The sequence below is a fragment of the Billgrantia antri genome (genome assembly GCF_019430905.1).
In the GTDB taxonomy this organism is placed as follows: Bacteria; Pseudomonadota; Gammaproteobacteria; order Pseudomonadales; family Halomonadaceae; genus Halomonas; species Halomonas antri.
The window spans coordinates 36,984-50,313 of sequence record NZ_JAHYCA010000006.1; the positions used below are offsets into that span (position 1 = coordinate 36,984).

Annotated in this window: 14 protein-coding genes; 12 read left to right on the top strand and 2 right to left on the bottom strand. The window is 65.6% G+C overall.

Annotated features, from left to right (window positions below; translation table 11 throughout):
* Window positions 1-22 precede the first annotated feature (22 nt).
* The 3 genes from KPL81_RS15550 (at window position 23) to KPL81_RS15555 (ending at window position 716) form a co-directional block, all read left to right on the top strand.
* Complete coding sequence (locus KPL81_RS15550) at window positions 23-181, top strand: hypothetical protein (RefSeq protein WP_219792969.1); 159 nt, start codon at window positions 23-25, stop codon at window positions 179-181.
* Entirely contained in the window at window positions 178-300 is a 123-nt protein-coding gene (locus KPL81_RS20780; protein WP_276314099.1) for a hypothetical protein, read from the top strand. The genes KPL81_RS15550 and KPL81_RS20780 overlap by 4 nt, the downstream gene beginning before the upstream one ends.
* A gap of 74 nt (window positions 301-374) precedes the next feature.
* Complete coding sequence (locus KPL81_RS15555; RefSeq protein ID WP_209475243.1) at window positions 375-716, top strand: hypothetical protein; 342 nt, start codon at window positions 375-377, stop codon at window positions 714-716.
* 160 nt (window positions 717-876) lie between these two features.
* Here KPL81_RS15555 and KPL81_RS15560 read toward each other — a convergent pair whose 3' ends face one another.
* Window positions 877-2,001, bottom strand: coding sequence for a hypothetical protein (locus tag KPL81_RS15560; protein ID WP_219793209.1), 1,125 nt, complete (start codon window positions 1,999-2,001; stop codon window positions 877-879).
* Between the two features lie 151 nt (window positions 2,002-2,152).
* On the opposite strand from KPL81_RS15560, the gene KPL81_RS15565 reads away from it, so the two are divergent.
* A complete protein-coding gene (locus tag KPL81_RS15565) occupies window positions 2,153-2,827 on the top strand; it encodes a Fe2+-dependent dioxygenase (protein WP_219792970.1) in 675 nt (224 codons plus the stop codon).
* 78 nt (window positions 2,828-2,905) lie between these two features.
* Here KPL81_RS15565 and serA read toward each other — a convergent pair whose 3' ends face one another.
* Complete coding sequence (gene serA, locus KPL81_RS15570; RefSeq protein WP_209475250.1) at window positions 2,906-4,156, bottom strand: phosphoglycerate dehydrogenase; 1,251 nt, start codon at window positions 4,154-4,156, stop codon at window positions 2,906-2,908.
* A 199-nt stretch (window positions 4,157-4,355) separates the two neighbouring features.
* Here serA and KPL81_RS15575 point away from each other — a divergent pair, with 199 nt between their 5' ends.
* The 8 genes from KPL81_RS15575 (at window position 4,356) to tssG (ending at window position 13,326) form a co-directional block, all read left to right on the top strand.
* Entirely contained in the window at window positions 4,356-4,652 is a 297-nt protein-coding gene (locus KPL81_RS15575) for an exodeoxyribonuclease VII small subunit (RefSeq protein WP_209475252.1), read from the top strand.
* Window positions 4,618-5,526 carry a (2E,6E)-farnesyl diphosphate synthase gene (gene ispA, locus KPL81_RS15580; protein ID WP_219792971.1) on the top strand — a complete coding sequence of 303 codons (909 nt, stop codon included), beginning with the start codon at window positions 4,618-4,620 and terminating at the stop codon, window positions 5,524-5,526. The genes KPL81_RS15575 and ispA overlap by 35 nt, the downstream gene beginning before the upstream one ends.
* Window positions 5,527-5,562: 36 nt before the next feature.
* The gene (dxs, locus tag KPL81_RS15585; protein WP_219792972.1) at window positions 5,563-7,473 is read left to right on the top strand and encodes a 1-deoxy-D-xylulose-5-phosphate synthase; all 1,911 of its coding nucleotides are present in this window, start codon (window positions 5,563-5,565) and stop codon (window positions 7,471-7,473) included.
* Window positions 7,474-7,983: 510 nt separating this feature from the next.
* Window positions 7,984-8,493: a type VI secretion system contractile sheath small subunit gene (tssB, locus tag KPL81_RS15590; RefSeq protein WP_209475257.1), complete on the top strand. Its 510-nt coding sequence runs from the start codon at window positions 7,984-7,986 to the stop codon at window positions 8,491-8,493.
* An 83-nt stretch (window positions 8,494-8,576) separates the two neighbouring features.
* Window positions 8,577-10,058, top strand: coding sequence for a type VI secretion system contractile sheath large subunit (gene tssC, locus KPL81_RS15595; RefSeq protein WP_209475259.1), 1,482 nt, complete (start codon window positions 8,577-8,579; stop codon window positions 10,056-10,058).
* A gap of 15 nt (window positions 10,059-10,073) precedes the next feature.
* Window positions 10,074-10,505: a type VI secretion system baseplate subunit TssE gene (gene tssE, locus KPL81_RS15600; RefSeq protein WP_219792973.1), complete on the top strand. Its 432-nt coding sequence runs from the start codon at window positions 10,074-10,076 to the stop codon at window positions 10,503-10,505.
* Window positions 10,506-10,579: 74 nt separating this feature from the next.
* A complete protein-coding gene (tssF, locus tag KPL81_RS15605; RefSeq protein WP_219792974.1) occupies window positions 10,580-12,343 on the top strand; it encodes a type VI secretion system baseplate subunit TssF in 1,764 nt (587 codons plus the stop codon).
* A complete protein-coding gene (gene tssG, locus KPL81_RS15610; protein ID WP_219792975.1) occupies window positions 12,307-13,326 on the top strand; it encodes a type VI secretion system baseplate subunit TssG in 1,020 nt (339 codons plus the stop codon). The genes tssF and tssG overlap by 37 nt, the downstream gene beginning before the upstream one ends.
* Window positions 13,327-13,330 lie beyond the last annotated feature (4 nt).

Here is a 13,330-nt window from a genome sequence, read left to right on the forward strand (position 1 = left end):
GGCACGTCCGCGGTGTGACCGAATGACCGCCCTGGCCTTTCGCGATGCGCTGGCGGCCCTCGCCTGTCGGCAGGTCGACCTGCTCAGCCCCTACCCGCCGGAAGTGACCGAGCAACTGATGACCTTCCTGAGCGACAGCCATGTCGGCGTCGACGGGCTGCAGGTGCTGGACTGTCGTTGAATCGCGAGGCCGGCCGGATGGTGCTGACGGCCAACCAGGTGAGCCTGTGGGCGGGTCTCAGGCTACTGGGGCGAAGCGGCCCGCCTCGCTACCTGCAGGCACTGGCCGAGGTGGCATAACCTGCGTTAAGCAGGTCGGCGAGGCGTTCTGATATGTTACGAACGGGGTGGTTTCTTCTGTCAATGGAGGTTGAATGAGCGACGAACTGAGCGAGTTCGAGCAGAGCGTCAAGCGGGAAATTGATGCCTTTATGAAGCCCGGCCACGAGACCTCGCCTGCCCCCGAGCTGCCCGGTGACAAGCGTCCGGGGAAACAGCCCTCGAAACCGACCGCTGGCAGTGAATCCGCCGAATCCTACAGGACCGGGCATCTGGTCCGGCTGGCGGTGAGGACGCGCAAGCTGGAAGTCGACACCGTCTTCGAACATCGCTCCACCAGCATCTCCAAGCTGGAGGCACAGCTCGAAGCCGAGAAAGCCGCCAAGCAGGCCGGCTACCCGATCATTGGCTATGTCATCGATATCCAAAGCCTGTAAAAGGCTCGAACGGTCTCATCGGGTACGTTCCGCCGACGTCGCACTTGCTGTAGGTGCCATGGCGTCATGCTGGCGCGAATTGCTGATCCTCGGAGCAGAAGTATGCTGCCCGGCAGGAAAGCGAGGAGGGGCGACACCCCTCCTGCGGTAGACACTGGCTTCAGTACTTGCCGAGTTCCGCTTCAAGCGGGAACAAGGCGGCCGAAAGCTCGCCCGGGGTCATGACCGGCGTCTGGGGAGCGACGGCTGACGGCCACGCCTCGAGAGCCCCCTCGTAGCCTGCCTTAAGTTCCTCGACGGTGTTGTCCTCGTAGAGCTCGGCGTGGCTCTCCAACAGAGCCTTGGCGACCGTGACGAAGCCGAAGCTGTCCTGATACTCGACGACATTGACGAACTCGCCGTCCTTTACGGCTTCCTCGTACTCGTGGGCCGCCTGGCGCAGCAGCACCAGCTGAACGCGACTCTGGAAGGCCACATCGTCGCGCAGCTCTGCATCGACGTCCTGCATGGCCGCGTCGATGGCGTCGAGCGCGGACGTGTAGGCTTCGGCGTTGTCCTCCCACTTGCCGCCATCGCGGACCTCATCGACCAGTGCAACCAACGTACTCTCGAGTCCCTCGATGCCGCGGCTCTGCAGCGCCGGCTCGAGCGGCTCGTAGTGCTCGTCGAGCGGGTGACTGAAGTGCGGTTGGGCTGCCGTTTCCTCACCGGCCTGATAGAGATCGCGAGCGACGCTCAGGTGACCCTTCATCATGGCCAGATTGGTGTAGTAGACGCCGGGGTTGCTGGCATTTATGTCGCCGCCTTCACCGCCTTCACCGCCTTCACCGCCTTCACCGCCTTCACCGCCTTCACCGCCGGCAGACTCATTCAGGTAGTCAAAGACAGCGTAGGGATCGGAAGCGCCACCGCCTTCTCCTCCTTCTCCTCCTTCGCCGCCTTCACCGCCGGCGTGGGCATGACCCGCTTCGCCGCCTTCTCCTCCCTCGCCGCCTTCACCGCCGGCGTGGGCGTGACCCGCTTCGCCGCCTTCTCCTCCCTCGCCGCCTTCACCGCCGTCGTGGGCGTGGCCCGCTTCGCCGCCTTCTCCTCCCTCGCCGCCTTCACCGCCGGCGTGGGCGTGGCCCGCTTCGCCGCCTTGCTCGGCGCTGGCCAGCAGCAACGTGTCGGGACCCTGAGTGTAGTCGGTAGGGGGGGCGAGTTCGGCCCAACTAGCTGCGCTGCTGCCGAGCAGCACGCTGGTACCCACGCCGACCCAAAGCTTGGTGCGGAGATTATTGGACATGTCGACTCCTTGTCGATTGCGTTTATCAGGGGACTCGGCCGCTTGGCCGTTGTCTAGGCCATTATAGGCTGCCGACTTGCAAAGCCTAACGCAAACGATTAGCGGTTAGTTATACTCGTTTGCCCATTCTCGTCTCGACTGGAGCGCTGCCATGATTCTCTGCATCGACCAGGTCCTCTCCGCGGAGTTGGTGTCACGCATCAGGTCCACACTGGCCGAAACGGACTTTCGCGATGGCCGGGAGACTGCCGGATGGCATGCTCGCACGGTCAAGCGGAACGAGCAGGCCGACGGTCGTCGGCCCGACATTGCCGAGCTACGCCAGGAAGTCGCCAAGGCACTACAGTCTCACCCGCTGTTTCAGATGGCAGCGCGGCCACGCCGCATGAAACCGCTGATGTTCAGTCGCTATCAGGCGGGCATGGCCTACGGCAATCATGTCGACGACGCGATCATGACCACGCCACAGGGTGCCATGCGAACCGATCTGTCGTTCACGCTCTTCCTCAACGAGCCGGACAGTTACGAAGGGGGCGAGTTGCTGATCGACTCGACGGCGGGCGAGCAGACCTACAAGCTGCCAGCCGGCGCCATGATCCTCTATCCCTCCTCGACGTTGCATCGGGTCGAGCCGGTCACTCGCGGCGAACGGCTCGCCGCCGTGGGCTGGGCCCAGAGCCAGGTACGCGATCCGCAGCAGCGCGAGATTCTTTTCGACCTCGATACCACCCGACGCCAGGAGTATGAGGCCAACGGCAAGACCCGCACCTTCGACATGCTTTCGAAGAGCCTGGCCAACCTGATCCGCATGTGGGCGGAGGTGTAGGGGGCAGGCCGGGCAGCGGGACGAAAACTGGGAGGGCAAACGCCGCGCCCGGGCGGGCGCGGCGAAGCGGGAGAGGGCTCAGTCCTCGAAGTTGGTCTCGGAGTAGAGCACCCGCACGCGCAGGGTGTGCTCGACCTGGCGCAGGGCCTCGAGGGCCTGGGGGCCGTATGCCTTGTCCACGTCGATGACCACGTAGCCGACCTTCTCGTTGGTCTGCAGGTACTGCCCGGAGATGTTGATGTCGTTCTCGGACAAGACCCGGTTGATCTCGGAGAGCACGCCCGGCACGTTGTCGTGGATGTGCAGCACGCGGTGCTTGTCCGGGTGGGCGGGCAGAGCCACCTCGGGGAAGTTGACCGAGGTGACGGTGGTGCCGTTATCCGAGTAGGTGATCATCTTCTCGGAGACCTCGATGCCGATGTTCTCCTGGGCCTCGAGGGTGGAGCCGCCGATGTGCGGCGTGAGGATCACGTTGGGCAGACCGCGCAGCGGGCTGACGAACTCCTCGTCGTTGCCCTTGGGCTCCACCGGGAAGACGTCGATGGCGGCGCCGTAGAGGCGACCGGCCTGAAGCGCCTCGGCGAGGTCCTCGATCACCACCACGCTGCCGCGGGAGGCGTTGATCAGGATACCGCTTGGCTTCATCAGCGCCAGCTGGTCCTTGGTGATCATCCACTTGGTGGAAGGCAGCTCGGGAACGTGCAGGCTGACCACGTCGGCACGGGCCAGCAGCTCTTCGAGGCTCGCCACCTGGTTGGCGTTGCCCATGCCGAGCTTGGTCACCACGTCGTAGAAGATGACGTTGAAGCCGAGCGACTCGGCGAGCACCGAGAGCTGGGCACCGATGTTGCCATAGCCGACGATGCCCAGCGTCTTGCCCCGCGCCTCGTGGGAGTTCTTGGCGCTCTTCAGCCAGCCGCCCTGGTGGGCGCGGGCGTTCTTCTCGGGAATGCCGCGCAGCAGCATGATCGCTTCGGCGAGCACCAGCTCGGCCACCGAGCGGGTGTTGGAGTAGGGCGCGTTGAAGACCGGGATGCCGCGCGCGAGCGCCGCGTTGAGATCGACCTGGTTGGTGCCGATGCAGAAGCAGCCCACGGCGTTGAGCTTCTCGGCGGCGGCAAACACCCGCTCGTTGAGCTGGGTGCGCGAACGGATACCGAGGAAGTGCACGTCGCGGATCTTCTCGATCAGCGAGGCTTCGTCGAGCGAGGTGGGCAGATGCTCGATGTTGGTGTAACCGGCATTCAGGAAATTGTCCACCGCGCTCTGGTGGACGCCCTCGAGCAGCAGGATCTTGATCTTGCTCTTGTCCAGGGACGTTTTGGCCATGGTCGAATCAACCCCTTCTTGGTGCGCCGCGTGCGGGAAAACAGGGCGCTCATGTTACCACAGCCGCTACGTGCGAAGATGAAAATGCTGCGTCGCGAAGATGAGCGAACTGCACGTTGCACGGCGCAGGCAGACGACCCCTGGGGCAGTGAGTGTATACTGTGCCTCCTGTAATCAGCGGCGACGAGCTAGAGGTGTCATGGCCGAGCGTGACAAGCAAGCGACGAGCGGTACGGCGGGAAGCGAGGAAGCCGACGTCGATTTCGCGGCGACCGTGGAGAGACTGGAACAGCTGGTGGAGCGGCTGGAGTCCGGCGAGCTGTCGCTGGAGGGCTCGCTCGCCGCGTTCGAGCAGGGCGTACGCCTCACCCGCGATGCCCAGCGCCGGCTGGATGAGGCCGAGCTGCGCGTGCGCACGCTGATCGAGCGGCCCGACGGCAGCACCGACTTCGCTCCTTTCGATGCCCCGGCCGGGGAGGACGAGAGTGAAGACTGACTCGCTCACAGCACTCCTGGCCGTCGACCGGGCGCGTGTCGACGCCTGCCTGGAGCAGTTGTTCGACACCAGACGGGCCGTGGCGCCGCGCCTCGAGGCGGCCATGCGACACGGCCTGCTGGTAGGCGGCAAGCGCCTTCGGCCGTCAATGGTCTACCTGGCTGGACGCGCGCTGGGGGCAAGCGACGAGGCACTCGATGCGCCGGCGGCGGCCGTCGAACTGATCCATGCCTATTCGCTGGTTCACGACGACTTGCCGGCCATGGACGACGACGATCTGCGCCGCGGCCAGCCGACGGTGCATCGCGCCTTCGACGAGGCCACGGCGATACTCGCCGGCGACGGGCTGCAGACGCTGGCCTTCGAAGTTCTCGCTCGCGCCGCCCATCCGCGTCTGCCGGCGCTGATCTTCACCCTCGCCTCTGCCGCCGGCCGCGACGGCATGGTGGGTGGCCAGGCACTGGACCTGGCCGCCGTTGGCGGCCACCCTGACGTCGAGGCACTTGCCACCATGCACGCCCACAAGACCGGTGCCCTGATCCGTGCGGCGGTACGCATGGGGGCGCTGACGGCAGTAGAGGAACAGGATCCCCGCGTCGCGGCGCTGGAGCGCTACGCCGCGGCGCTCGGCCTGGCCTTTCAGATACACGATGACGTTCTCGACGTCACCGGCGACACCCGGACCCTGGGCAAGGCCTCGGGCGCCGACGCCGCGCGCGACAAGCCGACCTATCCGGCACTGCTGGGCCTCGAGGGGGCCCAGCGCAAGGCCAGCGAGCTCATCGACGAGGCCTTGCTGGCCCTGGCGCCGCTGGGAGAAGCGGGTGAACCGCTGGCCCAGCTGGCCCGATACATGATCGAGCGCGACCACTAGCCACACGGCATGACAGCCAGGACGACCGAACCGCACATGAAGCTCTACGATGTAATTCCAGTCGAGCGCCCGCTGACCCCGCTGCTCGATTCGCTGGACACGCCGGCGGCGCTGCGGGCAATGACGAACGCCCAACTGCTGCAGGTGGCCGACGAGCTGCGCGCCTACCTGCTCTACAGCGTGGGTCGCAGCGGAGGTCACTTCGGCGCCGGCCTGGGCGTGGTGGAACTCAGCGTGGCGTTGCACCACGCGCTGGAAACCCCCCACGACCGGCTGGTATGGGACGTCGGCCATCAGGCCTACCCGCACAAGATTCTCACCGGCCGGCGTGAGGCGATGCCCAGCATCCGCCAGTACGGGGGCTTGGCGGCGTTTCCGCGCCGTGCCGAGTCGCCTTACGACACCTTCGGCGTGGGGCATTCCAGCACCTCGATCTCGGCGGCGCTGGGCATGGCCCTGGCGAGTGCCACTCGCGGCGACAGGCGCCGGGTGTGTGCGGTGATCGGCGACGGTGCCTTGACCGCCGGCATGGCCTTCGAGGCACTGGCCCATGCCGGCCATCTGGACGCCAACCTGCTGGTGGTGCTCAACGACAACGAGATGTCGATCTCCGAGAACGTCGGCGGTATTGCCAGCTATCTGGCGGGTATCCTGTCGAGCAAGCCCTATCTCACCTTCCGCGAGGAGGGCAAGCGGGTGCTCTCGCGCCTGCCGGGGGCGCTGGAGCTGGCGCGACGCACCGAGGAGCACATGAAGGGCATGGTCAGCCCAGCCACGCTGTTCGAGGAAATGGGCTTCAACTACATCGGCCCGCTCGACGGCCATGACCTGCCCACGCTGATCCAGACCCTGCGCAACATTCGCGATCTGGACGGCCCGCAGTTCCTCCACGTCAAGACGCGCAAGGGGCGTGGCTTTCTGCCTGCCGAAGCCGATCCCATCGGCTACCACGCCATTACCAAGCTGGAGAAGAACGCCAATGCGCCGATGAGTCAGCCCGTCGCGCCGGTCAAGAAGAAGTCACCCAAGTACTGCAACGTATTCGGTGAGTGGTTGTGCGACATGGCCGCCGTCGACGAGCGGCTGATCGGCATCACCCCGGCGATGCGCGAAGGCTCCGACCTGATCCGCTTCTCCAAGGAGTACCCCGAACGCTACTACGATGTGGCCATCGCCGAGCAGCATGCGGTGACGCTGGCGGCCGGTATGGCCTGCGAGGCGATGAAGCCGGTGGTGGCGATCTACTCCACCTTCCTTCAACGTGGCTACGACCAGCTGATCCACGACGTGGCGGTGCAGGAACTCGACGTCACCTTCGCCATCGATCGTGCCGGCCTGGTGGGCGAGGACGGCCCCACCCACCATGGCAGCATGGATCTCTCCTACCTGCGCTGCGTCCCCGGCATGGTGGTCCTGGCGCCGGCCGACGAGGCCGAGTGCCGTGCCATGCTCAGCGCCGCTTATCACTACCCCGGCCCCGCCGCGGTGCGTTACCCGCGTGGCAACGGTCCGGGCGCGGAGATACCCGCCCATCTCGAACCGCTGGAGATCGGCAAGGCGCAACTGCGACGCAGGAGCGGCGCCGAGCCTGGCAAACGAATCGCGCTGCTGGCCTTCGGCAGCCTCAACGGTCCGGCCACCGATGTCGCCGCAGTGCTCGACGCCACCCACCTCAACATGCGCTCGGTGAAGCCGCTCGACCGCGAGGCGATTCTTGCCGCCGCCGCCGACCACGATCTACTGGTAACCCTTGAGGAGAACGTGGTAAGCGGCGGTGCCGGCAGCGGTGTCAACGAGCTGCTCGCTGCCGCAGGCGTACAGGTCGACCTGCTCAACCTGGGCCTGCCCGATGCCTTCGTCGAGCACGGCAAGCCGGCCGAACTGCTGGCCGAATGCGGCCTTGACAGCGCCGGAATCGAGGCGGCGATTCGCGCCCGCCTCGGCTGAAGCCCGCCCTGACGCTGTCATCTCTAGCGGCCGGGCAATCGCCCGGCCGACTTTTCTCAGTCGCCACTACTGGCATTTTTCACCTCGCCAGCACCTTCGATATGGGTGTTGGTTGAGGTGATTGGCGCATCTTTTTGCCCTATATCTCTTATATTGTTGTAGCTAATTTCCTACACGCTTTGTAAGACATTGGCGATATTGCCTGTCGTCCTGAGCCTGCATTAAGAGTTCGATCCGCACCGCTTCGGCACTGGCAGCGGAATCGTGTAAGCCAATGCCGCATCGCGTTAAGCCTTTGTAACTGTCATGTGCGCCAAAGTGCCGTTTGGCACGCGTGCGCTGCCTGTTTACCCTCACGCCTCACGAGCAAGGGGATAACGCTTCTCACCTACCATCGATGACATCAGCCTGCAGGTCATGACACCGGGCCGATGCGGGTGGGGCGTGGGACGTTGCCGACCCAGCAGGGCGATTCCACCCAAACAGAGCGGCTCACCAGGGAGCTTCAACATGGCGAAGGAAGGAACCGTTGCGCCGAAAGAGCGCATCAACATCAAGTACGTGCCGGCCACCGGCGATCAGCAGGCGGAAACCGAGCTGCCGCTCAAGCTGCTGGTGGTGGGCGACTTCAAGGGCGGTGCCGAGGCCACGCCGATCGAGGCGCGGGAGAAGGTCTCGGTGGACAAGAACAACTTCCAGTCGGTGATGCGTGAAGCCGGCCTCGGGCTGACGGCGAGCGTGCCCAACCGCCTCGAGGAAGGCGAGGACGCCGGCGACCTGGCGGTCAATCTCGAATTCAAAGCCCTCGAGGACTTCACGCCTGACAGCGTGGCACGCCAGGTGCCGGAGCTGCGCAAGCTGGTCGAGTTGCGCGAGGCGCTGGTTGCCCTCAAGGGCCCGCTGGGTAACGTGCCGAATTTCCGTGATCGCCTGCAGAAGCTGATGGAGAGCGAGGAGGCGCGGGCACAGCTGCTCGCCGAGCTCGAGCTGCTGGACACCCAAGACGACTCGCGCGACTGACGCATCCATTCGACAACGCCACCGTGTGCGCTTGGCGCTAGCGCGGCGCACGCCAGTCAGGCAAAGGATTCGAGGCACGGATTATGAGCGAAATGGCACAAACGCAGGGGCAGGCCGCCGAGGCCCAGGCCGAAGGGTCGCTGCTCGACCAGGTGATGGCACAGACCCGCATGGCACCGAGCGAGGAAGGCTACGACATCGCCAAGCAGGGCGTGGCCGCCTTCATCGCTGAACTGCTGCAGAGCAAGGACGATACGCCGCAGGTCAACAAGGCGGTGGTCGACCGCATGATCGTCGAGCTCGACCGCAAGATCGGCAGCCAGGTCGACGAGATCCTGCATGACCGCGGCTTCCAGCAGATCGAGTCGGCCTGGCGCGGCCTCAAACTGCTGGTTGATCGCACCGACTTCCGTCAGAACATCAAGCTCGACCTGCTCCATGCCACCAAGGAGGAGCTGCTCGAGGACTTCGAGTTTGCCCCGGAGCTCAGCCAGAGCGGACTCTACCAGCACGTCTACGCGGCCGAGTACGGCCAGTTCGGCGGCGAGCCGGTGGGCGCCATCATCGGCAACTACGACTTCACGCCATCGACCCCCGACATCAAGCTGCTGCAGTTCACCGCTGCGGTGGGGGCCATGGCTCATGCGCCGTTCCTCTCCTCGGTGGCGCCGAGCTTCTTCGGTATCGACAGCTTCCAGGAGCTGCCCAACATCAAGGATTTCAAGGCTATCTTCGAGGGGCCCAAGTACGCCCGCTGGCGCAGCCTGCGCGAATCCGAGGATGCCCGCTACCTGGGCCTGACGGCGCCGCGCTTTCTGCTGCGCATGCCCTACGACCCGGTAGAGAACCCGGTCAAGACCTTCCACTACCGCGAAACGGTCAACGAGGATCACGAGCACTACCTGTGGGGCAACACCGCCTACCTGCTCGCCGAGCGGCTCACCGACAGCTTCGCCAAGTACCGCTGGTGCCCCAATATCATCGGGCCACAGAGCGGCGGCGCGGTAGAGAACCTGCCGGTGCACACCTACGAGGCGCTGGGCCAGCTGCAGGCCAAGATTCCCACCGAGGTGCTGGTCACCGACCGCCGTGAGTTCGAGATGTCCGAAGAGGGCTTCATCTCGTTGACCATGCGCAAGGGCAGCGACAACGCCGCCTTCTTCTCCGCCAACTCGGTGCAGAAGCCCAAGGTCTTCCCCAACACGCCAGAGGGCAAGGCCGCCGAGACCAACTACAAGCTCGGCACCCAGCTGCCCTACATGTTCATCGTCAACCGCCTGGCCCACTACATCAAGGTTCTGCAGCGCGAGCAGATCGGCTCCTGGAAGGAGCGTCAGGACCTCGAGCGCGAGCTCAACGTGTGGATTCGCCAGTACGTCGCCGACCAGGAGAACCCGCCGGCCGAGGTGCGCAGCCGTCGCCCACTGCGGGCCGCCTCGATCCAGGTCTCCGACGTCGAGGGCGATCCGGGCTGGTACCAGGTGTCGCTGGCCGTGCGTCCGCACTTCAAGTACATGGGCGCCAACTTCGAGTTGTCGCTGGTGGGACGCCTGGACAAGGAGTAAGGGGAGGACGCGGCCATGACGCTTCACCGTGGTGGCGTGCTCGGCAGCCGACTGTTCGAGCGCCTGGCGGCCCCCGGGCGACCGGAGGAGATCGCCGCCGAGGCCAGCCTTGCCGAGATCGTCGACTCCATCAAGCGCCACCTGGTCGACCTGCTCAACAGTCACCCGGGGCACAGCGAGTGCGCCCCGGAGCTGGGCCTGCTCGACTTCAACGACGCGACCATCGGCGTGCTCGATCTGGAGCGCAACATTCAGCGTGCCATTCGCCAGTGCATCGAGCGCTTCGAGCCGCGCGTGCGAGGGGTCGAGGTGGAGTCGCTGCCGCGTGGCAGCGATCCGCTGCAGCTGCGCTTCCAGGTGCATGCCACGGTGGAGCTGGGCCACGACCATGGCCAGGCCACCATCGATCTGCTGCTCAACGACAAGCGCTATCAATGCCTGAACTGAGTGCCTGAAACCGGGCGCCGAACACTGATAGAGCCAAACCAGCATCTAGTACAAGCATCAGGGACGAGGCGCGCATGCTCAATCGATACTACCGGGACGAGCTCGACTATCTGAAGCTGCAGGGACGGGAATTCGCCGAGGCCAACCCCGGTCTCAGCCGCTTCCTCTCCGAGCGCAGCACCGACCCGGACGTCGAGCGCCTGCTGGAAGGCTTCGCCTTCCTCACCGGTCGTATGCGCGAGAAGGTCGAGGACGAGTTCCCCGAGCTGACCCACTCGTTGATCGCCATGCTGTGGCCCAACTATCTGCGTCCGGTGCCGAGCATGACGATCATGCAGTTCACGCCCAAGCAGGGCGCGCTGAGCGGTCGCCAGGACGTGGCCGCCGGCAGCATGATGGCGGCACGGCCGATCGACGGCACCGCCTGTCGCTTCCGCACCTGCCACGACGTGGCGCTCTACCCGCTGCTGCATGGCGGCGTCGAGGCGCGCCACTCGCGGGAATCCTCGATCGTCGAGCTTGCCCTCGACGTGGATGGCGACCAGCCGCTCGATGCCCTGGGCATCGACCACCTGCGCCTGCACCTGGGCGGCGGTGGGTATACCGCACGCAGCCTCTACCTGTGGCTCGGTCACTACCTGTCGCGCCTGGAGCTGGAGGTGGATGGTACGGTCATGCCGCTGCCGCGGGACATGCTGGTACCGGTGGGCTTCGAGCCCGGTCATGCACTGCTGCCCTATCCGCGCAACGTGCACCAGGGCTATCGCATCCTGCAGGAGTACCTGTGCTTTCCCGAGGCCTTCCACTTCGTCGATCTGGTCGGGCTGGGTCGTTTGCTGCCGCCACGGCAGGCCTCGCGCATCGTGCTGCGCTTCGTCTTCTCGCGCACGCTGCCGGCCGACGCCAAGGTGCGCGACGAGCACCTGGCACTCTATTGCGCACCGGCGATCAACCTGTTCAGTCACGACGCCGACCCCATCGACCTCAACGGCGAGCGTAGCGAATACCGCATTCGGCCCAGCAGCCGTGCGCCGTCGCATTACGAGGTATTCAGCGTCGATGCGGTGCAGGGTTGGCTGGAGAGCGACAGCGGCAAGATGCGTGGCGAGCCGCGCCAGTACGTGCCGTTCGAGAGCTTTCAGCACCAGATCGAGCGCGACCGCGGGCGCGAGGCGCGTTACTACCGGGTGCGGGTACGCAACAGCCTCCGCGGCGACGGTTTCGACCACGATATCGCCTTCGTGCGCGGTGACGAACAGGCCTGCCTGGGCATGCGCGAAACCATCTCGCTGCGCCTGACCTGCAGCAACCGCACCCTGCCCGAGCGTTTGGCGGTCGGCGATATCTGTGCCTCCACCGACACCAGTCCCGTGTTCGCCGATTACCGCAACATCACCCGGCCCACAGCGGCCCTGCGCCCGACCCTGGACGGCAGCCTGCTGTGGACGCTGATCTCCAATCTCTCGCTCAACTACCTGTCGCTGCTCGAGCGTGATGCGCTGTGCTCGGTGCTGCGTGCCTACGATTTCCGCGCGCTGGTCGACCGTCAGGCCGAGCGCGTGTCACAGAAGCGCCTGGCCGGGGTGGTGGACATCGAGACCCGCTCCATCGACCGGCTCAAGCGCGGGCTGCCGGTACGCGGGCTGCGCTCGGTCATGACCCTGGATCAGGAGGCCTTCGGTGACGAAGGCAGCCTGTACCTCTTCGGCAGCGTGCTGGCGCGGTTCTTCTCGCTCTACGCCAGCATCAATTCGTTTCACGAGCTGCACGTCGTCAATCGCCACAACCAGGAACGCTACGCATGGACCTTGCAGCCGGGCCAACAGCCCCTGATCTAGCCCCGGCGGCCCTGATCGAGGGGGCCCGGCGCTATGACTTCTACCAGCTCGTCGAACTGCTGCATCGGCATCACGACGACGATCTCGAGCGTGCCGCCAGTGGGCATCCGGGGCTTGAGCGGGTGCGCTTCAGCGCTTCGGCATCGCTCGGTTTCCCGGGTAGCGACGTGGTGGCGCTCGAGCCCCGCCCCAGCGGCGAATATGCGCTGGAAGTCAGCTTCTTCGGCCTGCAGGGGGCCCAGTCGCCACTGCCTGGCTACTACCTGGAGACGCTGGCCCATGAGGCGGCCCACCATGAAGGGGTCGCCCGCGACTTCCTCGACTTCTTCAACCACCGCCTGCTGACCCTGGTCCATCGCAGCTGGCGCAAGTATCGCCACTACGTGCGCTACCAGGACGGCGCCAGCGATGGCTTCTCCGCCGCGGTATTCGCCCTGGTGGGGCTGGCCGACGAGGAGCTGCGCGGCGAGACGCCGATCAACTGGGGCAAGATGCTCGCCTACGCCGGCCTGCTGGCGGGACGGTCGCGCTCGCCGGAGGTAGTCGAGAGCGTCGTCGGCCACTGCTTCGATCTCGATGACGTAGGCGTCGAACAGTGGGTGCACCGCTGGGTCGAGATCCCCGAGGACCAGCGCAGCCGCACCGGTCGCAGCGCCATGACCCTGGGCCAGGATCTGGTGGCCGGCGAGCGGGTCGCCGATGTGGGCGGCAAGTTCGCGCTGTGCCTCAAAGGGCTCAGCCTTTCCCGCTTCCGTGACTTCCTGCCCGACGGCCGCGAGCACGCGCCGCTCAAGACGTTGGTCAGCTTCGTGCTGCGCGAGCCGCTGGCCTACGACCTGGAGCTGGAGCTGCTGGAAAGTGCGGTACAGCCGATGCGGCTCGGCGATCACGGTTGCTGTCAGCTCGGCTGGACCACTTTCGTCAACCCCGAATCCGGTGCCGCCTCACGGCGGCGCCGGGTGCGCATCCAGATGACAGGGTAAACGC

What these genes read in the sequence shown, in the direction of transcription:
- KPL81_RS15560 (WP_219793209.1), bottom strand. Translation starts at nt 2,001, where the DNA reads ATGTCCAATAATCTCCGCACCAAGCTTTGGGTCGGCGTGGGTACCAGC.
- KPL81_RS15555 (WP_209475243.1), top strand. Translation starts at nt 375, where the DNA reads ATGAGCGACGAACTGAGCGAGTTCGAGCAGAGCGTCAAGCGGGAAATT.
- tssG (WP_219792975.1), top strand. Translation starts at nt 12,307, where the DNA reads ATGGACCTTGCAGCCGGGCCAACAGCCCCTGATCTAGCCCCGGCGGCC.
- dxs (WP_219792972.1), top strand. Translation starts at nt 5,563, where the DNA reads ATGAAGCTCTACGATGTAATTCCAGTCGAGCGCCCGCTGACCCCGCTG.
- serA (WP_209475250.1), bottom strand. Translation starts at nt 4,156, where the DNA reads ATGGCCAAAACGTCCCTGGACAAGAGCAAGATCAAGATCCTGCTGCTC.
- ispA (WP_219792971.1), top strand. Translation starts at nt 4,618, where the DNA reads ATGCCCCGGCCGGGGAGGACGAGAGTGAAGACTGACTCGCTCACAGCA.
- KPL81_RS15575 (WP_209475252.1), top strand. Translation starts at nt 4,356, where the DNA reads ATGGCCGAGCGTGACAAGCAAGCGACGAGCGGTACGGCGGGAAGCGAG.
- tssB (WP_209475257.1), top strand. Translation starts at nt 7,984, where the DNA reads ATGGCGAAGGAAGGAACCGTTGCGCCGAAAGAGCGCATCAACATCAAG.
- KPL81_RS15550 (WP_219792969.1), top strand. Translation starts at nt 23, where the DNA reads ATGACCGCCCTGGCCTTTCGCGATGCGCTGGCGGCCCTCGCCTGTCGG.
- tssE (WP_219792973.1), top strand. Translation starts at nt 10,074, where the DNA reads ATGACGCTTCACCGTGGTGGCGTGCTCGGCAGCCGACTGTTCGAGCGC.
- tssC (WP_209475259.1), top strand. Translation starts at nt 8,577, where the DNA reads ATGAGCGAAATGGCACAAACGCAGGGGCAGGCCGCCGAGGCCCAGGCC.
- KPL81_RS15565 (WP_219792970.1), top strand. Translation starts at nt 2,153, where the DNA reads ATGATTCTCTGCATCGACCAGGTCCTCTCCGCGGAGTTGGTGTCACGC.
- tssF (WP_219792974.1), top strand. Translation starts at nt 10,580, where the DNA reads ATGCTCAATCGATACTACCGGGACGAGCTCGACTATCTGAAGCTGCAG.